The organism is Pseudomonas sp. 18058, from assembly GCF_902706155.1.
Taxonomy (GTDB): domain Bacteria; phylum Pseudomonadota; class Gammaproteobacteria; order Pseudomonadales; family Pseudomonadaceae; genus Aquipseudomonas; species Aquipseudomonas rustica.
In genome coordinates this window covers 108,603-134,092 of sequence record NZ_CACSJY010000008.1, presented here as the reverse complement: position 1 = coordinate 134,092, position 25,490 = coordinate 108,603, and the positions used below count along the sequence as shown (strand labels likewise).

General features: G+C 60.1%; 24 protein-coding genes. 12 read left to right on the top strand and 12 right to left on the bottom strand.

The window, feature by feature from the left end:
- The 3 genes from GVL50_RS06795 to GVL50_RS06785 all read left to right on the top strand — a co-directional run bounded on the left by GVL50_RS06795 (position 1) and on the right by GVL50_RS06785 (position 3,014).
- Entirely contained in the window at positions 1 to 1,452 is a 1,452-nt protein-coding gene (locus GVL50_RS06795) for a mannose-1-phosphate guanylyltransferase/mannose-6-phosphate isomerase (protein ID WP_159812211.1), read from the top strand.
- Between the two features lie 236 nt (positions 1,453 to 1,688).
- Entirely contained in the window at positions 1,689 to 2,153 is a 465-nt protein-coding gene (locus GVL50_RS06790) for a hypothetical protein (protein WP_053117285.1), read from the top strand.
- Positions 2,154 to 2,189: 36 nt separating this feature from the next.
- Complete coding sequence (locus GVL50_RS06785; protein ID WP_159812210.1) at positions 2,190 to 3,014, top strand: SDR family oxidoreductase; 825 nt, start codon at positions 2,190 to 2,192, stop codon at positions 3,012 to 3,014.
- A 115-nt stretch (positions 3,015 to 3,129) separates the two neighbouring features.
- Here GVL50_RS06785 and GVL50_RS06780 read toward each other — a convergent pair whose 3' ends face one another.
- The gene (locus GVL50_RS06780; protein ID WP_159812209.1) at positions 3,130 to 4,011 is read right to left on the bottom strand and encodes a LysR family transcriptional regulator; all 882 of its coding nucleotides are present in this window, start codon (positions 4,009 to 4,011) and stop codon (positions 3,130 to 3,132) included.
- A gap of 109 nt (positions 4,012 to 4,120) precedes the next feature.
- Between GVL50_RS06780 and GVL50_RS06775 the strand changes: the two genes are divergently transcribed.
- The gene (locus tag GVL50_RS06775; RefSeq protein ID WP_159812208.1) at positions 4,121 to 5,491 is read left to right on the top strand and encodes an MFS transporter; all 1,371 of its coding nucleotides are present in this window, start codon (positions 4,121 to 4,123) and stop codon (positions 5,489 to 5,491) included.
- A complete protein-coding gene (locus GVL50_RS06770) occupies positions 5,488 to 5,886 on the top strand; it encodes a DUF4440 domain-containing protein (protein ID WP_159812207.1) in 399 nt (132 codons plus the stop codon). The genes GVL50_RS06775 and GVL50_RS06770 overlap by 4 nt, the downstream gene beginning before the upstream one ends.
- A gap of 57 nt (positions 5,887 to 5,943) precedes the next feature.
- Here the strand turns inward: GVL50_RS06770 and GVL50_RS06765 are convergent, their stop codons facing one another.
- The 4 genes from GVL50_RS06765 to GVL50_RS06750 form a co-directional block, all read right to left on the bottom strand.
- Complete coding sequence (locus GVL50_RS06765) at positions 5,944 to 6,810, bottom strand: HlyD family secretion protein (RefSeq protein WP_159812206.1); 867 nt, start codon at positions 6,808 to 6,810, stop codon at positions 5,944 to 5,946.
- A 10-nt stretch (positions 6,811 to 6,820) separates the two neighbouring features.
- Positions 6,821 to 7,021 carry a DUF1656 domain-containing protein gene (locus GVL50_RS06760; RefSeq protein ID WP_007914106.1) on the bottom strand — a complete coding sequence of 67 codons (201 nt, stop codon included), beginning with the start codon at positions 7,019 to 7,021 and terminating at the stop codon, positions 6,821 to 6,823.
- Entirely contained in the window at positions 7,011 to 9,203 is a 2,193-nt protein-coding gene (locus GVL50_RS06755; protein WP_159812205.1) for an FUSC family protein, read from the bottom strand. The genes GVL50_RS06760 and GVL50_RS06755 overlap by 11 nt, the downstream gene beginning before the upstream one ends.
- Positions 9,204 to 9,344: 141 nt before the next feature.
- Positions 9,345 to 10,844, bottom strand: coding sequence for an efflux transporter outer membrane subunit (locus GVL50_RS06750; RefSeq protein ID WP_159812204.1), 1,500 nt, complete (start codon positions 10,842 to 10,844; stop codon positions 9,345 to 9,347).
- Positions 10,845 to 11,124: 280 nt separating this feature from the next.
- Here GVL50_RS06750 and GVL50_RS06745 point away from each other — a divergent pair, with 280 nt between their 5' ends.
- From GVL50_RS06745 to GVL50_RS06730, 4 genes are all read left to right on the top strand, one after another.
- Positions 11,125 to 12,093, top strand: coding sequence for a LysR family transcriptional regulator (locus GVL50_RS06745; protein ID WP_008088899.1), 969 nt, complete (start codon positions 11,125 to 11,127; stop codon positions 12,091 to 12,093).
- A gap of 380 nt (positions 12,094 to 12,473) precedes the next feature.
- Entirely contained in the window at positions 12,474 to 12,848 is a 375-nt protein-coding gene (locus tag GVL50_RS06740; protein ID WP_159812203.1) for a DUF6124 family protein, read from the top strand.
- A gap of 739 nt (positions 12,849 to 13,587) precedes the next feature.
- Entirely contained in the window at positions 13,588 to 14,562 is a 975-nt protein-coding gene (locus GVL50_RS06735; RefSeq protein WP_159812202.1) for a D-glycerate dehydrogenase, read from the top strand.
- 160 nt (positions 14,563 to 14,722) lie between these two features.
- On the top strand, positions 14,723 to 15,232 hold the full coding sequence (locus GVL50_RS06730) for a DUF2165 family protein (protein ID WP_159812201.1): 510 nt from the start codon (positions 14,723 to 14,725) through the stop codon (positions 15,230 to 15,232).
- Between the two features lie 19 nt (positions 15,233 to 15,251).
- Here GVL50_RS06730 and GVL50_RS06725 read toward each other — a convergent pair whose 3' ends face one another.
- On the bottom strand, positions 15,252 to 16,154 hold the full coding sequence (locus tag GVL50_RS06725) for a DMT family transporter (RefSeq protein ID WP_159812200.1): 903 nt from the start codon (positions 16,152 to 16,154) through the stop codon (positions 15,252 to 15,254).
- Positions 16,155 to 16,293: 139 nt separating this feature from the next.
- Here GVL50_RS06725 and GVL50_RS06720 point away from each other — a divergent pair, with 139 nt between their 5' ends.
- The gene (locus GVL50_RS06720) at positions 16,294 to 17,169 is read left to right on the top strand and encodes an AraC family transcriptional regulator (protein WP_159812199.1); all 876 of its coding nucleotides are present in this window, start codon (positions 16,294 to 16,296) and stop codon (positions 17,167 to 17,169) included.
- Between the two features lie 201 nt (positions 17,170 to 17,370).
- On the opposite strand, the gene GVL50_RS06715 is transcribed toward GVL50_RS06720, so the two are convergent.
- The 6 genes from GVL50_RS06715 to GVL50_RS06690 all read right to left on the bottom strand — a co-directional run bounded on the left by GVL50_RS06715 (position 17,371) and on the right by GVL50_RS06690 (position 23,766).
- The gene (locus tag GVL50_RS06715; RefSeq protein ID WP_159812198.1) at positions 17,371 to 19,800 is read right to left on the bottom strand and encodes a TonB-dependent receptor; all 2,430 of its coding nucleotides are present in this window, start codon (positions 19,798 to 19,800) and stop codon (positions 17,371 to 17,373) included.
- Between the two features lie 197 nt (positions 19,801 to 19,997).
- Complete coding sequence (locus tag GVL50_RS06710) at positions 19,998 to 20,987, bottom strand: FecR family protein (protein WP_159812197.1); 990 nt, start codon at positions 20,985 to 20,987, stop codon at positions 19,998 to 20,000.
- Entirely contained in the window at positions 20,984 to 21,550 is a 567-nt protein-coding gene (locus tag GVL50_RS06705; protein WP_053117255.1) for an RNA polymerase sigma factor, read from the bottom strand. The genes GVL50_RS06710 and GVL50_RS06705 overlap by 4 nt, the downstream gene beginning before the upstream one ends.
- A gap of 1 nt (position 21,551) precedes the next feature.
- Complete coding sequence (locus GVL50_RS06700) at positions 21,552 to 21,878, bottom strand: DUF3325 domain-containing protein (protein ID WP_053117253.1); 327 nt, start codon at positions 21,876 to 21,878, stop codon at positions 21,552 to 21,554.
- Positions 21,878 to 23,464 carry a PepSY domain-containing protein gene (locus GVL50_RS06695; protein WP_159812196.1) on the bottom strand — a complete coding sequence of 529 codons (1,587 nt, stop codon included), beginning with the start codon at positions 23,462 to 23,464 and terminating at the stop codon, positions 21,878 to 21,880. Before GVL50_RS06695 ends, GVL50_RS06700 begins: the two co-directional genes overlap by 1 nt.
- Positions 23,461 to 23,766 (bottom strand): DUF3649 domain-containing protein, encoded by a 306-nt coding sequence (locus GVL50_RS06690; RefSeq protein ID WP_053117249.1) that lies wholly within the window; start codon positions 23,764 to 23,766, stop codon positions 23,461 to 23,463. Before GVL50_RS06690 ends, GVL50_RS06695 begins: the two co-directional genes overlap by 4 nt.
- Positions 23,767 to 23,952: 186 nt before the next feature.
- On the opposite strand from GVL50_RS06690, the gene GVL50_RS06685 reads away from it, so the two are divergent.
- Together GVL50_RS06685 and GVL50_RS06680 are read left to right on the top strand one after the other, a co-directional pair.
- A complete protein-coding gene (locus GVL50_RS06685; RefSeq protein WP_159812195.1) occupies positions 23,953 to 24,441 on the top strand; it encodes a sigma-70 family RNA polymerase sigma factor in 489 nt (162 codons plus the stop codon).
- Positions 24,438 to 25,370: a DUF4880 domain-containing protein gene (locus tag GVL50_RS06680; RefSeq protein WP_159812194.1), complete on the top strand. Its 933-nt coding sequence runs from the start codon at positions 24,438 to 24,440 to the stop codon at positions 25,368 to 25,370. Before GVL50_RS06685 ends, GVL50_RS06680 begins: the two co-directional genes overlap by 4 nt.
- Positions 25,371 to 25,490: the final 120 nt, after the last annotated feature.

The following is a 25,490-nucleotide window of genomic DNA, read 5'->3' as shown; positions in this document are numbered from 1 at the left end:
ATGATTCCGGTGATCTTGTCAGGTGGTAGCGGTTCACGTCTTTGGCCGCTTTCGCGTAAGCAGTTCCCTAAGCAATTCCTCGCCCTGACCGGCGAACACACATTGTTCCAGCAGACCCTCGAACGCTTGGTGTTCGAAGGCATGGACACTCCGATCGTGGTCTGCAACAAGGATCACCGCTTCATCGTCAACGAGCAGTTGAGCAATCGTAATCTGGAATGCCAGCGCATCCTGATGGAACCGTTCGGCCGCAACACCGCGCCGGCCGTGGCGTTGACCGCGATGATGCTGGTCAATGAAGGTCGCGACGAACTGATGCTGGTGCTGCCGGCTGACCACGTCCTCGAAGACCAGAAAGCCCTGCAACGCGCCCTCGCCCTCGCCACCGTCGCCGCTGAAAACGGCGAAATGGTGCTGTTCGGCGTACCCGCGACCAAACCGGAAACCGGTTACGGCTACATCAAATCCACTGCAGATTCGCTGCTGCCCGAAGGCGTCAGCCGCGTCTCGCACTTCGTCGAAAAACCTGACGTCAAACGCGCTACCGAGTACGTGCAGTCCGGCGGTTACTACTGGAACAGCGGCATGTTCCTGTTCCGCGCCAGCCGCTTCCTCGAAGAGCTGAAAAAGCACGATCCGGACATCTACGACACCTGCCTGCTGACCCTTGAGCGCAGCGAGCAGGATGCCGACACCGTGACGCTGGACGAAGCTACCTTCGCCTGCTGCCCGGACAACTCCATCGACTACTCCGTGATGGAAAAAACCCAGCGCGCCTGCGTGGTGCCGCTGACCGCTGGCTGGAGCGATGTCGGTTGCTGGTCGTCGCTGTGGGAAGTCAACGAGAAAGACGCCAACGGCAACGTCACCAAAGGCGACGTGGTCATCCAGGACAGCAAGAACTGCATGATCCACGGCAACGGCAAACTGGTGTCGGTGATCGGTCTGGAAAACATCGTCGTGGTCGAAACCAAAGACGCCATGATGATTGCCCACAAAGACAAGGTTCAGGGCGTCAAGCAAATGGTCAACACGCTCAACGAGCAGGGCCGCAGCGAAACCCAGAACCATTGCGAGGTTTATCGTCCGTGGGGTTCGTATGACTCGGTGGACATGGGCGGGCGTTTCCAGGTCAAGCACATTTCGGTGAAACCGGGTGCATGCCTGTCGCTGCAGATGCACCACCACCGCGCCGAACACTGGATCGTGGTCAGCGGCACCGCCGAAGTGACCTGCGATGAAAACGTGTTCCTGCTCTGCGAAAACCAGTCGACCTACATCCCGATCGCCTCGGTGCATCGCCTGCGCAACCCGGGCAAGATCCCGCTGGAAATCATCGAAGTCCAGTCGGGCTCGTACTTGGGCGAAGACGACATCGAACGCTTCGAAGACATTTACGGCCGCTCCACCCCGATCGAACGCGGCGTGTCGGTGAAAACCATCGCGCAGTAACTGATCGGCAAAACAAGAAGCCCTCGTCCAGCCCGTTGCGTTCCCTATCCGCAGCGGGTTGGGCGGGGGCTTTTTTTTAGAAGCGAAAGATCGCAGCCTGCGGCAGCTCCTACAGGGCAAATGCGTTCCAACTGTAGGAGCTGCCGCAGGCTGCGATCTTTTGACTTTGCCCTTCCCATCGCCAACCTCACCTACGCTTAGGTAGGATGACCCTCTCTCTCCTAGAGGTTGTACACATGTTCATCGGCATTTTGCTGGTCATCACCTGGCTGATCCTGTTGCTGCGCTATCCGGCCAAAGCCTTGCCGGTGTCAGTGGCAGCCGCTATCGGCCTCGGTCTGGTAGCGATGTGGGTGGTGTGGCTAGACAACCGCGAGATCAAGCAACTGGCGCGCCTCGAGTTGCGCATCAGCTACGCGCCGGAGCAATGCCCGGCCGATCGCCCGCTGCAACTGAAGATGAACAACGGCAACAGTGTGCCGCTGACCGAACTGCGCTGGCGCATCGCAGCCTACGCGCCGGGCGACACGGTCAATCTGGCCGACAACCAATACACCGCACCGCGCTACCGTGGCCCCGGCGAATTGCAGGCCGGTTCGACGTGGGAAGACTGTTTGCCATTGCCGCCACTGCGTCCCGGTTATCGCCCGCAAACTCTGGAGTTCCGCGCCGAGCATTTGCAGGGTAGTTTCTCCGACTGATCCCCCTTCCCAACTTTTTTGCACAAGGAATGCGCCATGCCCGTTGCGTTGATTACCGGTTGTTCCAGCGGCATCGGCCGCGCGCTTGCCGATGCGTTTAAAACCGCGGGCTATGAGGTCTGGGCCAGTGCGCGCAAGGCTGACGATGTCGCTGCATTGAATGCGGCCGGTTTTACCGCCGTGCAGCTGGATGTCAACGACGGCGCGGCGCTGGCGCAACTCGGCGAGCGAATCAGTCAGGAGCATGGCGGCCTCGACGTGCTGATCAACAACGCCGGTTATGGCGCGATGGGGCCGTTGCTCGACGGCGGTGTGCCGGCGATGCAGCGGCAGTTCGAAACCAATGTGTTTTCCATAGTCGGCGTTACCCGCGCGTTGTTTCCGGTGCTGCGGCGGGGCAAGGGACTGGTGGTGAATATCGGCAGCGTGTCAGGGGTTTTGGTCACGCCGTTTGCCGGTGCTTACTGCGCCTCGAAAGCGGCGGTGCACGCATTGACCGATGCCTTGCGCATGGAACTGGCGCCGTTCGGCATTCGTGTGATGGAAGTGCAGCCGGGGGCGATTCAGTCGAGCTTCGCCAAGAATGCCGGGCATGAGGCCGAGCAGTTGATCAATGAACAATCGCCGTGGTTTCCGTTGCGTGAAGGCATTCTCGCGCGGGCCAAGGCTTCGCAGGACAAGCCGACGCCGGCTGCTGAGTTTGCCGCTGATTTGCTCAAGGCTGTGCAGCAGAGCAACCCGCCGCGCTTGATCCGCATTGGTAACGGCAGCCGGGCGTTGCCGCTGTTGGCGGCGTTGTTGCCGAAGGGGTTGCTGGAGTCGGTGTTGATGAGGCGGTTCGGGTTGCAGAGGCAGCTCTGAGACCAAGTTGACGCCATCGCGGGCAAGCCTTGCTCCTACGGTTTTGTGTGCGCCGCAAACCCAATGTAGGAGCAAGGCTTGCCCGCGAAGAGGCCAGACCAGGCACTGCAGTTCCTCAGCCCCACCCTTTCATGAAATCAATAAACGCCCGCACCTTCAGCGGCAAATGCCGGGTGTCCGGGTACAGCGCGTAGACCCCTTGCTGGGCAAAGCGGTGGTCGGGAAGCAAACGCACCAACCGCTGTGCATCCAGATCCTCCTGAATTAACCATTGCGGCAAAATCGCCACACCCTGCCCGGTCAACGCAAAGGCCCTGAGCGTCGCCGAGTTGTCCGCAACAATCGCAGTGGTTCCCGGTTTCGGCTGGTAGAAATGTTCAGCACCGTGCGGATCAGTCACCGTCATCTCCGGCACCCGCCCGTGCCCCAATGTCGGCATCGACTCCAGCACCGCCAGCGTATCAACCGGCGCAAAGCGCTCGACCAATCCCGGCGCTGCCACCGCGAACACCTCGAATGTCGACAACTGCACCGCTCGCAGATTGGAGTCATGCATGCGCCCCAAACGGATCGCCAAATCAAACCGTTCAGAGATCAGATCGGCATGCGTCGAAGACGTCGACAGGTGAATATTCAACTGCGGTTGCTGTTGACGAAATACCTCCAGCGCCGGCACCACTTGCGCCAGCGCGAACTCCACCGTCGTGGTAATCCGCAACGTGCCCTTGAGCTGTGAATGCTCCGAGCGCGCTTCCTCAATGGCCAGTCGCGCTTCATCCAGCGTGCGCAAACAGCGTCGATAAAAACGCTCGCCCGCATCGGTCAGCGCCAGTTGCCGGGTGTTGCGCGTGAGCAAGGTCACGCCCAATTCCTCTTCCAGCCGCTTGAGATTGAAACTCACCACCGCGCGAGTCTGGCCCAATGTGTCAGCGGCAGCGGTCAACGAGCCGGCCTCGACCACGGCTTTGAAGGTGTCGAATCGATCCAGACTGACCATGGCCACGGCGCTCCTTGTCAAAATAATTTTGACAAACTAGCAGCCAAACCAGCGTTTTCCTATCACCAGAAGCGCCCTACCCTGCACGTCTCATCACAGGGAAGCTGCCATGGCTTATCGCTCGAAAGTCGCGCTGGTGTATCTGTTGGGGTTCGCCCTCGACTTGCTGAACATGTTCGTCGCCAGCATCGCCTACCCCGACATCGCCCAACAATTGCATGCCTCGGTGACGCAACTGGCGTGGATCACCAACGCCTACATGCTCGGGCTGACGCTGATCATTCCGCTGAGCGTGTGGCTGGCGGCACGGGTCGGCGAGCGACGGCTGATTCTCGCCTCGCTGCTGTTGTTCGGGATTGGCTCGGTGCTGGTGGCGCAAGCGGCATCGATCGAAAGCTTGATTGGCTGGCGCTTGCTGCAAGGGCTCGGTGGCGGGTTGTTGCTGCCGGTCGGTCAGGCGTTGGCGTATCGACAGTTTCCTCCATCGCAGCGCGCGCATTTCACCGGCGTGGTGTTGCTGGTGGCGCTGATGGTGCCGGCACTGTCGCCGGCGGCGGGCGGATTGATTGTTCAGGCGTTGTCGTGGCGGTGGATTTTCTACCTGAATTTGCCGGTGACGCTGCTCGCGTTTGGCCTGGGTCTGTTCTGGCTGAAAGCCGATCAGCCTTCGAGTGAACGCCCGACGCTGGATGCGCGCGGCTTGCTATTGGCGGCGACTGCGCTGAGTTTGTTGTTGATCGCCGTCAGCATGCTGAGCGAAACAGACACCCGCATCCTCGGTCTTTTCGTCCTCGTGCTCAGCGTCCTGACCCTGTGCATTTATCTGCGTGACGGCTGGCGTAAACCCAACGCCATTCTCGATCTGCAACTGATCAAAAATTCCTCCCTGCGTCTGGCGATGCTGATCTACCTGTGCGTGCCCGGCGTCTTTACCGGCACCCACATGATCGCCGTGTTGTATCTGCACAACCTCGGCTTAGGCGCAGCGCAAATCGGGGCGTTGATGCTGCCATGGGCAGTGGGTTCGGGCGTGGCGATCATGCTCGGAAAACGCAGTTTCAATCGCCTGGGGCCGAAGCCGCTGTTGAGCGCTGGCATGCTCCTGCAATGCCTCGGTATCGTCTTGCTGATGCGCATCGAACAACCCGCCAGCACGCCGCTGATCATCGCCTACGGCCTGATGGGCCTCGGCGGCAGCCTGTGCAGCGTCACCGCGCAAACCTTGGCATTCGTCGGCATCGTGCCAGAAAAAATGGGCCACTCCAGTGCGCTGTGGAATATCAATCGTCAGCTTGGTTTTTGCCTCGGCGCGGCGTTGCTCAGTTCCTTGTTGGGGGCTTTGGGTGATGAGGGTTTTCGCTACTGCTTCCTCGCTGCCGCGTTGCTGACGATGCTGCCGATGGTCAGTGTTTTGCGGTTCGATTCGACGGTAGTGCTCGCGCTGCTGACTCAAACTCCCCTCAAGGAAAAATCTACATGACCGACTACAGCGAATACTTTGATGAAGTGAATCAGGCACACGAAGCCATCGAACGATGGTTTGCCGTGGAGGGAGACGACGCTGAACTGGAGCGACTGCTAGCGCGGTTTTCGCCTGAATTCTCTATGGTTTCGCCGTTGGGCCGGGTATTGGATTTCGAGGCGTTGAGCGGGTTGTTTCGGATGGCTGGAGGTAAGAAGCGCGGGTTCAAAATCGAGCTCAGCGAACTGTGCGGGATTGCATTACACGAGCGCGGTGCGATGGTGAGTTACCGCGAGCAGCAGACGGATGCGAGCGGGTTGCATACGGATCGGCGTTCGACGGTGGTGTTTGAAAAACCTGAGTCCGGGCGAGTGATTTGGCGGCATTTGCAGGAGACGTTTTGCGCTGAGTGATGACTTGGCACTCTCCTGGGATACCGAGCTTGCTCGCGAATTGAGCGATACGGTCTGTCAGTTATCCACAACGCTTTGATTCACCACAACGGTGCAAGTAATCCCCGCCGCCAACAGAACCCCCTCCGGCACCTCATCAATGTGTATCCGCACCGGCACCCGCTGGGCCAACCGCACCCAGTTAAAGGTCGGATTCACATCGGCGATCAGCTCGCGGCTTTCCGGGTTGTCGCGGTCGTAGATGCCGCGCGAAATACTTTCCACGTGGCCCTTGAGCACTTCGCCGCTCATCAATTGCATGTCGGCTTTATCTCCGACGCGAACGTGGGGCAGTTTGGTCTCTTCGAAGAAGCCGTAAACCCAGAACGAGTTCATGTCGACCACGGCCATTTTCGCTTCGCCGATACGGGCGTAATCACCGCGATGCACGTTGAGGTTGGTCACGTAACCGTCGACCGCCGCACGCACTTCGGTGCGTTTGAGGTTGAGTTCGGCGGCTTCCAGTTGCGCCTGGGCGTGTTGGTAATCGGCGAGCGCGGCGTCGGCGATGTTGCTGGCGTCGTCGCGGTTTTCCTTGGAGATCACCAGGTTGTCGAGGTCGGCGCGGCGATGGGCGTTGACCTTGCGCATCTCCCAGGTCGACTTGCGCGAAGCGACCAGCGACTGCGCTTGTTTGACGGCGATGCGGTAGTGCTCCGGGTCGATCTGCATGAGCAAATCGCCCTTCTTCACCAGTTGGTTGTCGCGCACCGGCACGTCGATCACCTCGCCGGTAACATCGGCGGCGACGTTGATGATGTCGGCACGCACGCGGCCGTCGCGGGTCCACGGTGTGTTCATGTAGAGCTCCCACAACGTGCGGCCGATCCACAGCGCCAAGGCCAGCACCAGCAGGGTCGCGAGCAGGCTGAAAAACTTTTTCATGGGGACGTTCTCAACGGTAGACAGTCAGCGCCATGGCGCCGAACAGACAGGTAAACAGACTCAGACGCAGCAGCGCCGGGTGCCAGAAAAAACGGTACAAATCGAAGCCGGACAAGAACCGGTCCACCGCCCAGGCCAGTGCCGCAGCGATGAAAAACATCAGGGTCATGGTCGGCATGTACACGCCGTGGAAAGCGATTTCACGAGGCATGGGCAAGTCCTTCGGGCTTGGCGACGGCGTAGGCAGCGAGCGGTGATTGCGGGTCGAGCAAGGAGGTGCGGATGAAGTGCAGATAGCTCTTCACCCGGCGCAATGCGGAGGTATCGAAATGCGGCGGGAACGGCTCATCAGTCGCGGCGACTCGACTGATCGCATGATCCACCGCGACCAGTGCGCGTTCGAGATTGCTGGAGTTGGGTTGCAGAAACAGCCGCACCAACGCACGACCCATCACGCGAATTGCTTGCCGCCACGGCTGCGATTCGGCATAGGCCGGGTGCACCGGCAGGATCGCCTGTTCCTTGCGCAACTCGATGATCGCGTGGCCGACTTCGAGCACCACGAACATCCAGCGCAGCAGATTCTTTTGCACCTTCGGCTCACCCGCCGCGAGACCGTAGGCCTGATGCAGCAGATCGCGGGTGCGGCTCTCGAAACTCGAGGCCAGGCCTTTTAGTTTGCCGCTGATTGCGTAAACCACTTGGCCGCGCAGATCCTGCTCCAGACGTTTCCACAGCCAGCGACTGTTCGGCGGCAGAATAATCGCCCCTGCAGCGGCGCAGACCAGCATGCCCATGACCATGGCGATGTAGTCGTTGATGAAGGTGTAGGGGTTGTAGATCGTCAGGTTGTCCGGCACCGAACCGGTGCTGAAGAAGATCAGCAAACCAAGGCCGACACCGGCGTATTGCGGGCGCGACGTGAGGAACGAGCCGAGCACGATCACTGGCGCGAGCATCACGCACAGCAATGGAAAACCGTCGATCCACGGGAAGATGAAAAACATCTCGACGAAGCCGATCAGGGCACCGAGGAAGGTGCCGCAAGCCATCTGGAAAGCCATGCGTTTCGGGTTGGGTGTGGCAGCCGAAAGGCCCACGGTGGCGGCGGCGATCAGGGTCATCGTCGCGCCACTTGGCCATGCAGTGGCGACCCAATAACTGCCGAGCACCACCAGAATGAACGAGGCGCGTATGCCTGATGCCGCAGCGGCCCACCAGTTGGTTTGCGGGGTGAACGGTTCATCCCAGCGCTCGCGTTCGTGACGGTGATCGGCGAGTGACGCGTGGGTCTGTGCATAACTGTGCAGGTCGTCGACGAAGCGATAAAGCAGTTCGTACGCGGTGTGGAAATCCAGTTGTTCGGCTTCGCTCGGATCGGTGTCTTGAAAGATCGCGCGCAAGGTTCGCACGCGTGTCGGCAAACCTTCTTTGTAGGTCGCCAGCGCAGTTGCCAAACGGGCGGCATCGGGGCTGGTGAGGGCGCGGCCGCTGAAGCCATCGAGCACTTCGGCGAGATCCTGCAGGCCCGGCCTGATCGCCGCGACCACGTGTTCTTCGCCGTTGACGCGCAGGCGTTCGAGCAATTGATGGAGGGCGTTGAAGCGTGTGGTGATGCCCATGAATTCGCTGTTCAAACGGCTCAGGCGACCGTTGCGTCGGCGCATGTGCGGGTCTTCGAAAACCGTCACGCTGCGCAAGCCTTCGAGGCCCACGGCTTCGGCGATAAAGCGCACGTTGCTCGCTTCGAAAGACTCGGCTTTGCTGCGTCCGCGCAGGCCATCGGTGACGAACAATGCGAACACGCCGAAGCGCTGGTACAAGGCGTTGCGCATGGCGGCACTGGCGGTTTGCGGCAGGATCGCGGCGCTGATCACGGTCGCGCAAAGGATGCCCAGCGAGATTTCCAGCACTCGCCATACGGCGGCCATGAACGCGCCGTCCGGGTGTGCCAGCGCGGGCAAACCGACCATCGCGGCGGTGTAACCGGCAAGGACAAAACCGTAGGCGCGGAAGTTACGGCAACGCGCGGCGCCGGCCGAACAGATACCGACCCAGATTGCCAATGAGCCGAGAAACAATTCAGTGTTTTGCGCGAATAACGCGATCAGCGTGACCATCATCGCCGACCCGGCCAATGTGCCGAGGAAGCGATAGAAACTCTTGGCAAACACCTGACCGCTTTGCGGCTGCATGACGATGAACACGGTGATCATCGCCGTGCGCGGTTGCGGCAGTTCCAGGCGCATGGCCAGCCACAGCGTGAGGAATGCGGCGAGCAACACCTTGAAGATGTAGACCCAGGTCACGCCATCGCTGCGCGCCCAGTCGAAAAATCCACGGCGCCATTCCAGGGAGTAGAGCCAGCGCAATGGTGCGGGCAAGGGAGTCATTCAATGTACTCAAGAATATTCAGGTAAAACGCGATCCCTGTAGGAGTGAGCCTGCTCGCGATGGCGGTGTATCAGCCAACATAAATGTCAGTTGATAGGGCCGCATCGCGAGCAGGCTCACTCCTACAATTGGTTTTGTGTTCAACGCAGGAATACCGGGGTTTTCGGGGCCGCTGTCTGTTCAGAGCTCGGCACATCGTTGCCAGCGCCAAGACCACCACCCAACGCAGTCACCAGTTCGGCATGCGCACTCAGACGCGCCGCCTGCACCTGCTGCTGCACTTGCTGTTGCTTGAACAGCAACGTCTGCGCATTGAGCACGTTGAGGTAATCGGTGAGCCCACGCTGATAAGCGATCATCGCGATGTCGTAGGTTTTCTGCGCCGTCGCCACCGACTCGGCGGCAAAGCCTTGCTGCTTGTCCATCGATTCGCGGCGGATCAACTGGTCGGAAATGTTCTTCAGCGCATTCACCAGCGTCTGGTTGTAATGCGCCACGGCGATGTCGTAACCGGCGGAGGCTTCACCGAGTTCGGCACGCAAACGCCCACCGTCAAAGATCGGCAGCGAGATCGCCGGGCCGACGTTGTAGTTGAGTTTCTTGCCGGTCAAAAACTCCAGCGCGCCGCCACCGGTGGCCATGTAGCCGAGGCTGCCGACCAAATCGACATTGGGATAAAACCCGGCATGCGCCACGTCGATCCCGCGCGCCTGCGCCGCGACTTGCCAGCGACTGGCGACCACATCGGGCCGCTGACCGAGCAATTCGGCCGGCAAAGCCGACGGCAGTTTCAACTCAGCGCCAAGGGACAAAGTCGGACGCTGCAACTGCGCACCCTCCCCCGGCCCTTTACCCGCCAGCGCGGCAAGTTGATTACGACTGAGGGCGATCTCTTCATCCAGCGCATCGATTTGCCGATGGGTTTCCGGCAGCGGCGTCTCGGCCTGGCTGACTTCGAAGTGCGTGCCGATCCCGCCGTTCAAACGCTTCTGCGCCAGATCGAGAATCTGCTGTTGCTGCTTGAGCGTCGCCGCGACGATGTCGCGCTGGGCGTAATGCAGCGACAGTTCGATGTAGGCGCGGACGATGTTGTTCTGCAATTCCAGCTGCGCCAGTCGCGCTTCGGCCGCGCTCATGTGCGCCAGATCCACCGCGCGCTCGCTGCTATTGCTTTCGCGGCCCCAGAGGTCGAGGGCGTAGCTGAAACCCAGCGCAGCGTTGTTATCCCAGGTCGTGGTGTTGGCCAGATCGCCGGGGCCGTAGAACTGATCGGTCGGCCAATTGTGGCGTTTTAACGTCGACTCGCCATTGATCTGCAACGACTCGGCCGCTTCGGCGACACCGGCCATGGCTTTCGCCTGGCGCACTCGCGCAGCGGCCATGGCCATGCTCGGGCTGCCTTGCACGGCGAGGTCGATCCAGCGATTCAGTTGCGGGTCGCCGTAGGCTTGCCACCATTGCGCGGTGGGCCAGTTGGCGTCACGGGCGGCGTGAGCGATGGCGTCGTCGGTGGCCAGTGAATTGGCCTCCAACGCCTTGCCCTGCGGGGCAATTCCGTCAGTTGAGATACAGCCGCTGAGACCCAGGGTAAAAGCCAGAACACTGAGCGGCAAAAGCGCTCTGTTGATGCGACGCGGCACAGCTGCGAATTCCTGAGAAGAGGATAAGGCGGGGCGTGTTCTCTGTAGGAGCTGCCGCAGGCTGCGATCTTTTGATCTTGATTCCCTTAAACCAAAATCAAAAGATCGCAGCCTTCGGCAGCTCCTACAGGGATCGGCGCAATTCTATGGAAGGCCCTGTGCGGCGATAAGCTGGGATTTCTGTGAATCTTTGTTACGGTTAACGAGATAATCCCTTGGTCGGGGGTCTCAGCCCCCGAAACTTCGTGTCACAATTTGCCATCTCCCTTGAGAGCACCCCATGGACACTTTGCAAAACATGCGCGCCTTCAGTTGCGTCGCCGAAGCCGGCAGCTTCACCGCCGCCGCCGTGCAACTCGACACCACCACCGCCAACGTCTCGCGCGCGGTCTCCAACCTGGAAGCCCACCTGCAAACCCGCTTGCTCAACCGCACCACCCGGCGCATCGCCCTCACCGAAGCGGGCAAACGCTACCTGCTGCGCTGCGAACAGATCCTCGCCTACGTCGAAGAGGCCGAAGCCGAAGCCAGCGACGCCCACGCGCGCCCGGCCGGGCAGTTGAAAGTGCACACCATGACCGGCATCGGCCAGCACTTCGTCATCGATGCCATCGCCCGCTACCGCAAAACCCACCCGGACGTGACCTTCGACCTGACCCTGGCCAACCGCGTGCCGGACCTGCTCGACGAGGGCTACGACGTGTCCATCGTGCTCGCCAGCGAACTGCCAGATTCCGGTTTTGTTTCGCAGCGACTGGGCATCACCTACAGCATCGTCTGCGCCTCGCCGGCCTATGTGAAAGCCAACGGCGCCGCGCAAAAACCCAGCGACCTGCTCAACCACGCCTGCCTGCGCCTGGTCAGCCCGGTGATCCCTTTGGAAAAATGGGCGTTCGACGGCCCGGAAGGCCAGGAAGTGGTCACCATTAACAGCTCACCGTTTCTGGTGAACTCCGCCGACGCGATGAAAACCGCGATCATCAGCGGCATGGGCCTGGGTGTGCTGCCGGTGTATGCGGCGATTGAAGGCTTGCGCAACGGCACGCTGGTGCGGGTGATGCCGAACTACCGCTCGCAGGAATTGAACCTGTATGCGATCTACCCGTCGCGGCAATATCTGGATGCGAAGATCAAAACCTGGGTTGAATACCTGCGCGGGTCGTTGCCAGAAATCCTCGCCGCACACCAAGCCGAACTGGCCGCCTACGAACTCAGCGGCACCCTCGCCGGCGCCCGAGTCGCCAACTGACCTTTAAACACACCACGCCCCTGTAGGAGCTGCCGCAGGCTGCGATCTTTTGATCTTCTTGTTTAAAAATCAAAAGATCGCAGCCTACGGCAGCTCCTACAGAACGGGGATTTCGCGGATGTTTCCGACAGGACGCGTCGGTTGTCCGTCGGAAGCGAGGTGGATAGGCTTTGGGTGTCGCTGACGAATCAGCGACCGGGCTTGGTCGCTCGGGTTTAGAATGGCGCACTTATCAAGCTTGCTTAATGGCGAGCCGTGCGTGGGAGAGCTTCGGCTCTGCCGGGTTTCCATTCCCTGGTCGACCAACCCGCGTACGGTTCGCCACCCTATTGCTTGGTCGCAGTGCTTGGCGAACTCCACTTCCCGAATGGAGCTTCACCATGATCAAACCAACACCGAATCCCCCCGAGCTCGACGACACCACCCCCTACGAATTCCCCGGCTCAAAAAGATTCCACGAAGCCGCCGAACGCGCCCTCGACCACTACCTCAAACCCAACGCACTCACCCTGCGCTTCCACAAACCCAGCACCATGTTCCAGGTCGCCCCGGATCAGGACAGCGAAAGCCTGCTGGTTCACGCCTGCGAATCACTGGCCCAAGCCAGCCTCATGACCAGCGACATCGCCGCCTACATCGAACTCCCGCAGCGAAGAACGATTCTGGCGATCCAGCAAATCATCATGCTCGCCGAACTGGCCGTGAATCGCGCGCTGGATAACCACGAAATAGCCCAAACCCCAGCACACAACTGAAAAGCCCCTCACCCTAACCCTCTCCCAGAGGGAGAGGGGACTGACCGAGGTGTTTGGACGAATGACGCCGACGTGAAATACCGAGCCGAACTTGAGCTTCAAAGCCTGAATCAATAGCCCCTCACCCTAACCCTCTCCCGGAGGGAGAGGGGACTGACCGAGGAGTTTGGGAGAAAGACGCCGACGTGAAATACCGCGTCGAACTCAGATTTTAAAAGGCTCACAAATCGGCTCCCTCTCCCTCGGGAGAGGGCTGGGGTGAGGGGCAAGAGCACCACAAAAACTAAAACCGTGCGCGCTGTGCTCTTCACCACTCAATAGGCCGAGTGTCAGCTCGCCTGCTCTTGATCTTGATCCACGGGCGACGTCGGAAGGCTGAGTGGAGGGATTGATCCGGGGGTGGGAGCGCAGCGACCGTTTGGCGCAGCCAAACACAGCGAGAGGAGGTGCAGCGAAGCAAACCGGAGGCGCTGCGCCCGGATCAATCCCGCAACGAAGGAACCCCGAGCCCCAGCGAGCGGGCCGAACGCAGGAGCAAAGCCTTTTCGGTTACCTTTTCGGCGTTTGGAAAAGGTGACTCGCCGTAAGGGCGAAACCTCAATCCGCCATCACCAAAAAAACGGATATACACCCAACCCCCCAAGAACATGGTCGGCCCAAAGGCCGCCAAGCCCCCCCGAGACAATCAAAGCGAGAAAATGTTAGCTTGCTTGCAATCAAGCCCGTCGAGCCCTCAGCAATGAAAAAGACTGTACTGGCCTTCAGCCGCATCACCCCGCCAATGATCGAACGCCTGCAACAAGAGTTCGACGTCATCGTCCCCAACCCAAAAACCGGCGACATCAACGCCCAATTCAACGAAGCCCTGCCCCACGCCCACGGCCTCATCGGCGTCGGCCGCAAACTCGGCCAGGCCCAACTCGAAACCGCGACCAAACTCGAAGTCGTCTCCAGCGTCTCCGTCGGCTACGACAACTACGACCTCGACTACTTCAACCAACGCGGCATCATGCTCACCAACACCCCCGACGTCCTCACCGAAAGCACCGCCGACCTCGCCTTCGCACTGATCATGAGCAGCGCCCGCCGCGTCGCCGAACTCGACGCCTGGATCAAGGCCGGCCAATGGCAAGCCAGCGTCGGCGCCCCACTGTTCGGCAGCGACGTACACGGCAAAACCCTCGGCATCGTCGGCATGGGCAACATCGGCGCCGCCATCGCCCGCCGTGGCCACCTCGGCTTCAACATGCCGATCATCTACAGCGGCAACAGCCGCAAGACCGAACTCGAACAACAACTCGGCGCCCAATTTCGCAGCCTCGACCAACTGCTGGCCGAAGCCGACTTCGTCTGCCTGGTCGTGCCACTCAGCGAGAAAACCCGCCACCTCATCAGCCACCGCGAACTGGCCCTGATGAAACCAAGCGCCATCCTCGTCAATATCTCCCGTGGCCCGGTGGTCGACGAACCCGCGCTGATCGAAGCCCTGCAAAACAACCGCATTCGCGGCGCCGGTCTGGACGTCTACGAAAAAGAACCGCTGGCCGAATCGCCACTGTTCCAGCTGAAAAACGCCGTGACCCTGCCGCACATTGGCTCCGCAACCAACGAAACCCGCGAAGCCATGGCCAACCGTGCCCTCGCCAACCTGCGCAGCGCCTTGCTCGGCGAACGCCCGCAGGATCTGGTCAACCCACAAGTCTGGCGCGGATAAAAAAAACGGGCAAGTGCAAAACTTGCACTTGCCCGCCACAACTTGACTACACAACTTGACTACACAACTTGAAATCCAACTTTAGCCCTAATAAAAGTCAAGCGTTATAAGCTCTCCACACTATCGAATTAACGATAACGCGCTATGGAGAGCGAACACCTTGAACAACATGACCACCGAAAAACTTATCCGCTACAGCAAAGTTATCTTGATGGCCTACATCAGCTTCTTTGGCCTGTTAGTGATCACCCATAACGTTACCGACTACAATTCAAACTACGAATACGTTGCTCACATCCTGAGCATGGACACCACCACCGCCAACGAAAACATTCTGTACCGGGCGATCGACTCACCGTATCTGCACCACCGGATCTACTGGTTCATCATTACGATGGAGGTCACGTACACCGTGCTCTGCCTGATGGGCACCTATCACTTGTACCGTAAGGTCAATGACTCGGCGGACGCTTTCCATGAAGCCAAGAAGTTTTCGATCATGGGCATACTGGTTGCCATCTTCATCTATTACGTCTGCCTGCAAACCGTCGGCGTCGAATGGTTCGACATGGACACTTCGCAATCATGGAATGCAAAAGACTGGGCTCGACATATCGTCGACTTCATCTTCCCGGTGATGATTTACATCACTTTGAAAGTCGAGCGCTGATCAACAGCGCTCTTTCATATCAAGCCAACTTACCGTGCGGCGGAACCAAGACTGTTTTCGGTTTACGAAACACCAACACGTTACCCAACATCACCAACACCAGCCCGACCAGCGCCGGCGCCGTCCACTGATAACCTTCGGCAAACGCCGAAACGTTAAGCGCGACCACGGGGAACAGCACCGTGCAATACGCCGCGCGCTCCGGGCCCATGCGGCCGACCAGCGTCAGGTAAGCGGTAAAGCCGATCACCGAGCCTGGGATGACCAAGTAAAGCAGCGCGCCGACGTAACGCGGCGACCAGTCCATGTCGAACGGAATGCCTTTGACCAGGCACCACACCGACAGCATCGCCGCGCCATACGCCATGCCCCAGGCATTGGTGGTCAGCGGCTTGAGGCCCGCCTTCTGCTGCAGGCTCGACAGCATGTTGCCCGCCGAAAAACACAAGGTGCCACACAACGCCAGACCCAGTCCCAACAAGGTTTGCGGACTGGCCTGATGCCCGGCCAGTTCGGGCCAGAACAACATGCCCAGACCGAACAGCCCCAGCGCCCCGCCCATCAATACATTGCGCGCGATGCGCTGCCCAAAGAACACCCGCGCATTCAATGCATTCCACAAAGTTGCGGTGGAAAACACCACCGCCACCAGACCGCTGGGGATCCACTGGCTCGCCGTCAGAAAACACATGAAGTTCACACAAAACAGGCACAAGCCCTGCGCCACACAAATCAAATGACCGCGACGGTTCATCGGTTGCAACCGACGGCTGAGCAGCAACAACACAAACAGCACCAGCGCCGCGAGGCCAAATCGATAAACAATCGACACCGGAATCGCCACCACCCCCAACTGCCATTTCAAGGCAATCCAGGTAGTGCCCCAGATCAGCACGGTCAGCAAATACAACGACAGGTTCATGGCGCTTACTCCTCAATAGGCCATGAGTGTCTGCCGAGGCTTGCCCTGGGCGCTTGCAGATTCTTGCGCTTTTGTCCGGCAGTGGGCTGGCAGCGCGAAGTCTACGGAGTAGGATGCAAGGCGTTGGAGAGAACCGATCATGGCCGCAATCGATAACCTGCAAGTCTTTCAAGCCCTCAACCGCTCGCCGAACGCACGCCTTGTGCACAGCGCCGAGCTCGGTGACGGCTTGTCTGCAGCTTTGTGGACCAACCATCACGACGCGCAGGAATACGAAGCGCCGAGCCATCACACGCTGTCCTGCTACATCGCTGGCGGCACCGGCACTTTTCGTCGCGGCCAGCCGGGGCAAAAAGGCGGGCCGGACAAGCTGTGCATCCTGCCCGCCGATCACGAATCGGGCTGGGTGATCAACGGTGATATTCGTTTGGCGCACCTGTATTTCAGCGCTGAACAATTCGCCCTCGGTTGCGTCACGCTGCTGGATCGTGAACCGCGTGAGATGCAATTGCGCGAGCAGACTTTTCTTGAAGATCCGCAACAGGCACAGCGCTTTCGGCAACTGCTGACGTTGAACTGGGCCGAGCCTGCCGAGCGTTTGCTGACCAGTAGCATTGCTCACGAATTGATCAGCCACACTTTGCTCAGCCAGGTTGGCGCGCGTCAGGGTTTGCGTTTGAAGGGTGGGCTGGCGCCGCATCAGCGTCGGCAATTGGTGGAGTTCATCGACAGCCAGTTGGCCGAGCCGATCAGCCTTGGGCAACTCGCCGGATTATGTTCGTTGTCGGAATATCACTTTGCGCGGATGTTTCGGATGAGCTTTGGCTTGCCGCCGCATCAGTACGTGCTGGCGCGACGTCTGGATCGGGCGCGGGCGTTATTGCGCGGTACGGCGTTGCCATTGGGGGAGATTGCTTTGGCTTGCGGGTTTGCCAGTGCGAGCCACTTTACCAATCGATTCAAGCAGGTGTTGGGCGGCACGCCGGGGGAGTATCGGCAGGCGTTTTTGCGTTGAGGCCTGGTTCCCCTCACCCCAGCCCTCTCCCGGAGGGAGAGGGAGCCGATTGGGGGATGCTCAAGCATTACACCGACCTGAAAGTACTTTTCTGAATCCATAATCAATTCGGTGTTTCAGGTCGCCGTATCGCGCAAGACACCTCGGTCAGTCCCCTCTCCCTCCGGGAGAGGGTTAGGGTGAGGGGCTTTTGATTTTGACTTAAAACTCCAACGTGCTGGACAACGAAACCTGCCGCGAATCCCCCATCGACACAAAGAACCGGCTCGCCGCCGACGTGTAATAAGTGCGATCAAACAGGTTCTTCACATTCAGCTGAAACTTGACCTTCTGCCCTTCAACCTGGGTGTCGTAAGTCGCAAACGCATCCGCCACGGTATAGCTCGGCAGATCAAAATCATTCACCGCGTTACCCGCCCGCTCACCGACATACCGCGCCCCGGCACCGACGCGCAATTGATCGCCACCGATCAAGCTGCCGAAGTCATACACCGCCGACAATGAGCCGCTATTCTTCGCCACGTTTTGCAGGCGCTTGCCTTTGTAGTCCGGGTCTTCCGTGACTTCGGCATCGGTGTAGGCGTAGCTGCCGATCATGCTCCAGCGCTCGCTCAACTGACCGCTCAAATCCAGTTCCAGACCGCGCGACCGCACTTCGCCGGCGGCGCTGTAAATCGTCGTTGGGCCTTCAGCATTGGCCACCAAAACGTTGCGCTTTTTGATGTCGAACAATGCAATGTTGCCGGTGACTTGTCCTGGCAGATCGAGGCGCGCGCCCAGCTCCCACGACTTGGCTTCTTCCGGCGCGATGCTGCCGTCGAGCACGCTGCTGCTGCCGCTCAGCGGGGCGATGGTCGAGTTGGGTTTGAACGATTCGGTGTAGCTGCCGTAGAACGACAAAGCGTCGGTGTAGCGATACACCAGCCCCGCGCGCGGCACCCATTTCTGCCCGTTACTGTCGGTGTTGGCCTTGAACGGCACGCCTTTGCCGGCGTACTGGTCGTACTCCTGAAAGCGCCCGCCGGCGACCAGAATCCATTGATCGGTGAGGTGAATCGAGTCCTGCATAAAGATCGAATCGCTGCGCAGTTCATCGGTCTGCGCGCTGTCGGCGGCACTGACCGTGGTGCCTTCGACTTCACGGCCATACACCGGATTGACGTAGCTGAAGGTGCTCAGGCTTTTCTGACGGATCAGGTCGGCGCGGTAGATCTTGCGGTACTCATCGTCGACGCCGAACACCAGGTCATGCTGCATGCCCAACACGTTGACCTTGCCTTCGAGGCTGGCGGTGGTGAAACGGTCGGTGCTGATCGCGTTTTGTGTGCCGTCCATGCTGCGGGTCAGCGTGCCTTTTTTGGTGTCGATGGCGGTGACGCGTACTTGGCTGGCGTCGTAGGTTTCGCGGTTCCAGCTGTAGCCGAAATGGGCTTTCCAGTCGTCGTTGAGTTCGTGGTCGGCTTCGAAGTGATAGAGATCCGAACGCCCTTCCATGTTGTTGAACGGCTCGTCGAGGCGCTCGTTGCGCGAGATATCCAGCGGATGATTGGTGCGCGGATCGATCAACGTGCCACGGTCGAACGGCGTGAGAAATTCGCGATGCTCGTAGGCGAACAACAGCTTGGTGCTTTCGCCGAACCAGACCAGCGAAGGCGCGATCAGGGTTTGGCGGAGCGTGCCGAAATTGCGCCAGTAATCTTCGTCTTCGTGATCGAGCACCATGCGATAGGCCAGCCCGGAATCGCCCAGCGCACCGGTGCTGTCGAAAGTGCCGCCGCTGCCATTCTTGCCGTCGCCGTAGGTCGAGCCGCGCAGGGTCAGCGCGTTGTATTGCGCCAGTTCCGGCTTCTTGCTGACCATGTTGACCACACCGCCGGGGTCTTGAATCCCGTAGAGCAACGACGCCGGGCCTTTGAGCACTTCAACGCGATCGACCGTGGCGTTCATGCCTCGGCCCTGCACGATTGGCATGCCGTCGCGCATGATCGAGCCGTTACGGTTGTCGCCGAAACCGCGGGTCATCACCGAGTCCTGCGTGCTGCCCAAGGTGTTGCCCTGAGTGATGCCGCTGACGTTGGCCAGTGCGTCGTCGAGATTGCGCGGCGCCTGATCGCGGATGACCTGCGCCGGGATGACGTTGACGGTCTGCGGGACTTCTTGCAGCGAGGCCGACGAGCGCATCACCGAACTGGTTTCCGGCGGCTGATAACTCAACGAATCGTCGCGCATCGAAGTGATGGTGGTGGCGCCGAGGTTCAGCGCGCCTGCGGTGGGCTGCGGCTCCAGTGCCAGGGTGTGGCTGTCGGTGCGGCGGAAACTCAGACCGGAACCTGTGAGCAACTTTTGCAGGGCCTGTTCCGCGCTCATCTGGCCGTTGACCGGCGGGGCGGTGAGGCCGTACGGCGCTTCGTCGGTGTAGACCACGCTCTGCCCGGTGACGCGGCTGAAATCGCTCAAGGCTTGCGGCAGCGGTTTGGCGGCCAGGCTGAACGTGAACTGCTTTTGCGGCTGGCTGCTGACGGTTTCAGCGGCGCGCGCCACACTCATCGGCAACAGCGCCAACGCCGAAAAGCTCAACGCCGACACGCCTAACCACTGTTTGACCGAACCCGATTTTGCCCTGGACTTCATGACTCATGACCTGTGTAGAACCGCAACGGATGCGAATGACTCGCAGTTTCAGTCACTACACGGATGGGGCCTGGGTTTACCTCATCACAATTTGAAAATATTTTTTCAGATCAAAAGATCGCAGCCTTCGGCAGCTCCTACAGGGGATCGCATTTCAATGTAGGAGCTGCCGAAGGCTGCGATCTTTTGACTTTGCCTCAACGCAAAATAATCAAATGCCCCAACACCTGATGCTGCTCAAACCCCAACACCCCCTGCAAAGAATTCAACACCGCCTGCGGATCCTTGCTCGGAAAACTGCCACTGACCTTGCGCGCCGCCAGCTCATCATTGAGCAGCACAATCCGCCCCGGATAATACCGGCGCAAATCCTCCACCACGTCCCCCAGCGTCGACTTGTAATACGTCAGCCAACCCTGCCGCCAGGCCAGTTGCGCCTTGCTGTCCACGGCATGCAGTTCTTCCGCCGATCCCGCGCCGTAAGCGACTTGCTGCCCGGCCGTGAGAATCTGCTGTTCGCCATCACGATCCGCCGTCACCCCGACACGCCCGGACAACACCGTCACCTGCGCGCCATGCGCTTGCAGTCGCACTTCAAATCGCGTCCCAAGCACCCGCGCCTGGCCCTTTTCGGCCTCGACCACAAACGGCTCACCGGTGTGCGTAACCGTGAAAAATCCGGCGCCACGGAGCAACTGCACATGCCGCTCACCCCGGCTGAAATCCACTGCAATCGCACTGTCAGCATCGAGGGTGACTTGCGATTGATCGGCCAACGTCACCGTGCGAATTTCCCCCGGCGCGGAAACGTAATCCGCCCCCAGATCATCAATCCAGCGCTGCGGCTGCCACCCGGTGCCAAGGCTGATCATCAACAACAGACACGCGGCCATCGCCAGCGCACCCGACCACCGCAACAGCTGCGGACGACGCGGTCGATCCATCGCATCGAGATAATCCTGCAGCGCCAAAGCGTCTTCATCGGCCAATGTTCGCGCCGGGCCTTCGCTCAGCTCCCAGACCACTTGCGCCTGCGCGTACGCCTCGACGTGCGCCGGATCGGCACGCAGCCATTGGCTGAAGGTGAGTTGATCGCCCGCGCTTGGCCGATCATGCAACAGGCTCAGCCAGGCGAATGCAGCCTGCTCCTGAGCCGGTGTCGGGGTGACGTAATCGGTTGGCTTCACGGTGCTTTCCCTGGCAGACGTGGCGCGGGTTCGCGCAGGCTGGCCTTACAGGCCTCGAGGGCGCGCATCATATGTTTTTCCACGGCACTTTGGGACAGGCCCATGGCTTTGGCGATGTCGGCGTACTTGCGACCGTGGATGCGATTGAGCAAAAAGATCTGTCGGGTGCGCTCGGGCAATGCACGCAACGCGGCTTCGACGTGACGCAGATCATTGCCCGCTTCGAGCGCGGCTTGCGGCTCGCTGCCGTGGCTGTGCGGCTCATCCGGTTGCCAGCCTTCATTGACTCGCGAGCGCGTACCTTCGCTGCGCAAATGGTCGATGGCGATGTTGCCGGCGCAACGTAAAAGATAAGTGCTGAGCTCTTCGACTTGCACCAGCGGCCGCCGCCAGAAACGCAGAAACAAATCCTGCACCAGATCCGCCGCCGTCGCCCGGCAGCCGACGCGCCGATTCACCAGCGCTTCCATCTGCGAACGCTGGGACAGAAACACCTGGAGAAAATGCGCACGCGCCCCGCGCGGTTCGTCGTCGCGGGATTCCGGAGGGAGACCTATCAGCACGTCAGCACTGCGCCCATGCCGCCACCGGGCTGGCCAACAGACTCAGCCCGGCGAGCGCCAACGCCAGACGCGGGCGATACGGCATCAGCAACACCAGCGTCAATGCGCTGAGCATCAGCACGGCGAACCAGTCGACCAAGCCAAAGCTCCAGCCATTGACCGTCACCGCCGCCCACAGCGACAAACACAGCAACAACCATCCGCCGATTTTCAGCGCCTGACGACGCGAGGCCGAAGGTTTGTGGCCAAGCAATTCATCGTGATGTCGCGGCATCGACAGACACAACGCGGTGAACCCGGCATAGCACAGCAGCAGCGCCAGCAACATCAGTTCGCTCCCTGCTCAAGGGTGATCGCCCGAGCCTTTTCGCGACGAGGATTTTTCACGCTGACGGTGCTGGCGGCGCGTTGCATTTTCCATGCGGCCCACGCCAGAAACACGCCGGTGGCGAAGCAGGTCAGATCGAAACCGGCGAGCGTCCAATCGCCCTGCGTCAGGGTTGCAGCGAGATTCCACGGCGTGGTCAGCGCGTTGATTACCGGCACGGCAGTAAACAGCAACGCGCCGCACGCCAGCTGCTCGACCCACGCCTTGCGCCCCGGTCGCAACAGCGCGTGAACCACGCTCAAACCCCAGGCGATAAAGAACGCATTCACTTCCCAATCCGCACGTCCGGCCAGACCTGTCGGCAGCAGACGATTGGCCAGGAAAAAAACCGCGATCGCCGTCACCAGCCCGGCCATGCTGGCGATGTTCAGCACTTCAACCAGCCGCAGTTCGAACGGCATCACACCGCTCTTCGCGTGTTTCAGCTGACGCTTGCCGAGCCAGATCACCAGCCCGGTGCCGATCATCGCCGTGCCGGCGAGCCCGCAAATGAAGTACAGCCAGCGCAGCACCGGGCCGGCGAAGTGGCCCATGTGCAACCCATAAAAAGCGCCGCCGACCGCCATGGCCATCGGCTGATTCTGTGTGCTGCCGAGCATCTGCCCGCTGACGCCATTGAACGTCACCGCACGGCCGAAATCGTGCACCACGCGGTCGCCGGCACGCGACAGCACCACCGTCGCATTGGCGTCGCCCGGATTGTTCACCGACAGTCGCGCCGTATGGCCGCCCGACCATTGTTCGCTGGCCTTGGCCAACAGCGGTGCCATGGGTGCCAGCGCCTGAGGAGTGTTGGCGCGTTCCGGGGTATTCGAGGCTGGGAATACTCCATCGTAAAACTTATTCACGTCGCTGCCGTACGACGCCAAAATGCTCGCCGGCATGACCATCGACATGAAAATCACCAGGCTGCTGTAGGTGATCATCAGGTGAAACGGCAGCACCAGCACGCCGACTGCGTTATGCCCGTCGAGCCAGGAGCGCTGGCCTTTGCGCGGACGGAAAGTGAAGAAGTCTTTGAAGATTTTTTTGTGGGTGATGATCCCGGTGATCAGCGCGACGAACATCACCATCGCGGCGATCGTCGCCAGCCAGCGTCCCCACGGATAGGGCATTTGCAGCTGAAAGTGGAAGCGGTAGAAGAACTCGCCGCCCATGCTTTCGCGGCCCTGCACTTCGCTGCCGGTTTGCGCGTCGAGGGTTTTCGATTCGAAGCGGCCGCGCTCGCCGGGTTTGCCCGGCGACTGCTGCCAGCGCACGGTCAGGCCGGGATCACGGGCGTCGGGCAAGTCGATCAACCAGCGCGAGGCGCCGGTGGCATGTTGCTGTAGATAATTTTGCGCCAGCGCCAGGCTCGCCTCGGCATTCAACGGTCGCGAGGGAATTTCAGGCTGCATCCAGTGCGTGGTTTCATCATTGAAATAGGCCAGCGTGCCGGTCAGAAAAATCGCGAACAGCAACCAGCCGAACACCAGCCCGACCCACGTGTGCAACCAGGCCATGGCCTGGCGAAAACCCTCTTTCATGCAAAGCCCAACCCGCGAGCAGCGCCGGAGATGGTCGCCAGAATCACGCTCGGCACTAGCAAACCGACCCACGCCGACCACGCCGTGCGGCAGGCAAAGCACCACAACACCGCCACCAGATAGACCAGAAACGAGACGGTCATGCCGGTCACCACGGCTTCGGCGCGGTTGAGCGGCAACCACATTGTCAGGGTGACACTGGCCAGCGCCGCGACCAGATAGCCGCCAAACACCGCCGCCAGCACCCGCGAGGTAACGGCCAGACGATAGGACATGGGAAGTGTGGCGAGTTTGGCTTTCATGTTTCGACCCTGAAACGAAAACGTCCGGCCGACAAGCCGAACAACAGTCGAGCAATATTAATGATAAATATTCTCATACGCAAAAGCATCTGATTGCCGGACACCGTCAGCGCACCCTACAATGCGAACAGTTCTTGTTCTCTAACGCACCTCTCTACCGCGTCAACAAAACGCCCGGAGTCACCGTTGTCGTCCGCCCATCCCGTCGAATCGCTCTATCAGGCCCACCACAACTGGCTGACCGGCTGGCTGCGGCGCAAACTCGGCTGCCCGGACAGCGCGGCGGATCTGGCGCAAGACACCTTCATCAAAGTGCTGACCGCTCGCGAACCGCCGGTGATCATCGAGCCGCGCGCGTTCCTCACCACCCTCGCCAAGCGCGTGTTGTTCAATCACTACCGCCGTCAGGATCTGGAGCGCGCCTATCTCGACACTCTCGCGCAGATGCCGGAAATGCTCGCGCCGTCGGAAGAACACAAAGCGATCATCCTGCAAACCCTGATGGAGCTGGATGAGTTGCTCGACGGTTTGCCGCGCCAGGTCAAACGCGCGTTTTTGCTGGCGCAGATCGATGGTCTGACTTATCCACAGATCGCCGCCGAGCTCTGCATTTCTGTGGCCACGGTCAAACGTCATCTGAACAAAGCGGCGATGCGCTGCTACTTCGCCCTATGAATCGCGCGCCGGATTTTTCTTCGCAGGTGGCCGAACAGGCTGTGCACTGGCTGATGGAAATGCAGCAAGGCGCCTTGAGCCCGCGTCAGCAGATGGCGATGCAGCAATGGCTGGAGGCGCACAGCGAACATCGGCGGGCGTGGGAACACATTCAGCGGGTCAATCAGCGGTTGCGCGGTGTGTCTTCACCGCTGGCGCATGCGGCGTTGAACGGGCCGAAGTCGGGCAGTCGGCGTCAGGCGCTGAAATTGTTGCTGATTCTTGGCGCTGGTTCGGCTGCGACCTGGGGAATGCGTGAGCACAATCCGCTGCCGTCGTTGCTTGCCGATTACCGCAGTCCGATCGGTCAACGGCGCAAGGTGGCGCTGGGTGCGGGCGATCAATTGCACCTCAACACGGCGAGTGCAGCTGACGTGCGGATTGATCAGCGTCTGATTCGTTTGCTTGAGGGAGAAATGCTCCTGACCGCGTCGCACGCGTTTGAAGTGCGCACGGCGCAGGGTGTTCTGCAAACCCAGGGCGCGCGTCTTAATGTGCGGCAATTGGCCGATCGCACGCAGGTGGCTTTGTTTGAAGGGCGGGTCGAACTAAGCGCCGATGGGCGTGCGCCGATGCTGCTGCCGGTGGCGCGGCAACTGAGTTTTACCTCGACGTTTGTTGGTGACGCGAAAGCGCTGGATGCCAACAGTGGCGCCTGGGTCGATGGCATGTTGGTGGCGGCGCATATGCGTCTGGGGGATTTTCTCGATGAGCTCGGTCGCTATCGTCGCGGGCAGCTTAATTGCGACAGGAAGGTTGCTGATTTGTTGATCTCCGGGACGTATCCACTGGACGACAGTGAGCGGATTCTTGATCTGCTGGAAATCAGTTTGCCGGTGAAGGTGAAGCGCTTTACCCGGTATTGGGTGACCGTTGAGGCGCGGGTGTAAGGAACAAGATCAAAGGATCGCAGCCTTCGGCAGCTCCTACAGGAGATATGCATTGCAAATGTAGGAGCTGCCGAAGGCTGCGATCTTTTGATCCTTGAAAAATAAATGAGCCGTTTTTCA

Coding starts and splice junctions, on each gene's coding strand:
- GVL50_RS06795 (WP_159812211.1), top strand. CDS start 1: ATGATTCCGGTGATCTTGTCAGGTGGTAGCGGTTCACGTCTTTGGCCG.
- GVL50_RS06790 (WP_053117285.1), top strand. CDS start 1,689: ATGTTCATCGGCATTTTGCTGGTCATCACCTGGCTGATCCTGTTGCTG.
- GVL50_RS06785 (WP_159812210.1), top strand. CDS start 2,190: ATGCCCGTTGCGTTGATTACCGGTTGTTCCAGCGGCATCGGCCGCGCG.
- GVL50_RS06780 (WP_159812209.1), bottom strand. CDS start 4,011: ATGGTCAGTCTGGATCGATTCGACACCTTCAAAGCCGTGGTCGAGGCC.
- GVL50_RS06775 (WP_159812208.1), top strand. CDS start 4,121: ATGGCTTATCGCTCGAAAGTCGCGCTGGTGTATCTGTTGGGGTTCGCC.
- GVL50_RS06770 (WP_159812207.1), top strand. CDS start 5,488: ATGACCGACTACAGCGAATACTTTGATGAAGTGAATCAGGCACACGAA.
- GVL50_RS06765 (WP_159812206.1), bottom strand. CDS start 6,810: ATGAAAAAGTTTTTCAGCCTGCTCGCGACCCTGCTGGTGCTGGCCTTG.
- GVL50_RS06760 (WP_007914106.1), bottom strand. CDS start 7,021: ATGCCTCGTGAAATCGCTTTCCACGGCGTGTACATGCCGACCATGACC.
- GVL50_RS06755 (WP_159812205.1), bottom strand. CDS start 9,203: ATGACTCCCTTGCCCGCACCATTGCGCTGGCTCTACTCCCTGGAATGG.
- GVL50_RS06745 (WP_008088899.1), top strand. CDS start 11,125: ATGGACACTTTGCAAAACATGCGCGCCTTCAGTTGCGTCGCCGAAGCC.
- GVL50_RS06740 (WP_159812203.1), top strand. CDS start 12,474: ATGATCAAACCAACACCGAATCCCCCCGAGCTCGACGACACCACCCCC.
- GVL50_RS06735 (WP_159812202.1), top strand. CDS start 13,588: ATGAAAAAGACTGTACTGGCCTTCAGCCGCATCACCCCGCCAATGATC.
- GVL50_RS06725 (WP_159812200.1), bottom strand. CDS start 16,154: ATGAACCTGTCGTTGTATTTGCTGACCGTGCTGATCTGGGGCACTACC.
- GVL50_RS06720 (WP_159812199.1), top strand. CDS start 16,294: ATGGCCGCAATCGATAACCTGCAAGTCTTTCAAGCCCTCAACCGCTCG.
- GVL50_RS06715 (WP_159812198.1), bottom strand. CDS start 19,800: ATGAAGTCCAGGGCAAAATCGGGTTCGGTCAAACAGTGGTTAGGCGTG.
- GVL50_RS06700 (WP_053117253.1), bottom strand. CDS start 21,878: ATGTTGCTGGCGCTGCTGCTGTGCTATGCCGGGTTCACCGCGTTGTGT.
- GVL50_RS06695 (WP_159812196.1), bottom strand. CDS start 23,464: ATGAAAGAGGGTTTTCGCCAGGCCATGGCCTGGTTGCACACGTGGGTC.
- GVL50_RS06690 (WP_053117249.1), bottom strand. CDS start 23,766: ATGAAAGCCAAACTCGCCACACTTCCCATGTCCTATCGTCTGGCCGTT.
- GVL50_RS06680 (WP_159812194.1), top strand. CDS start 24,438: ATGAATCGCGCGCCGGATTTTTCTTCGCAGGTGGCCGAACAGGCTGTG.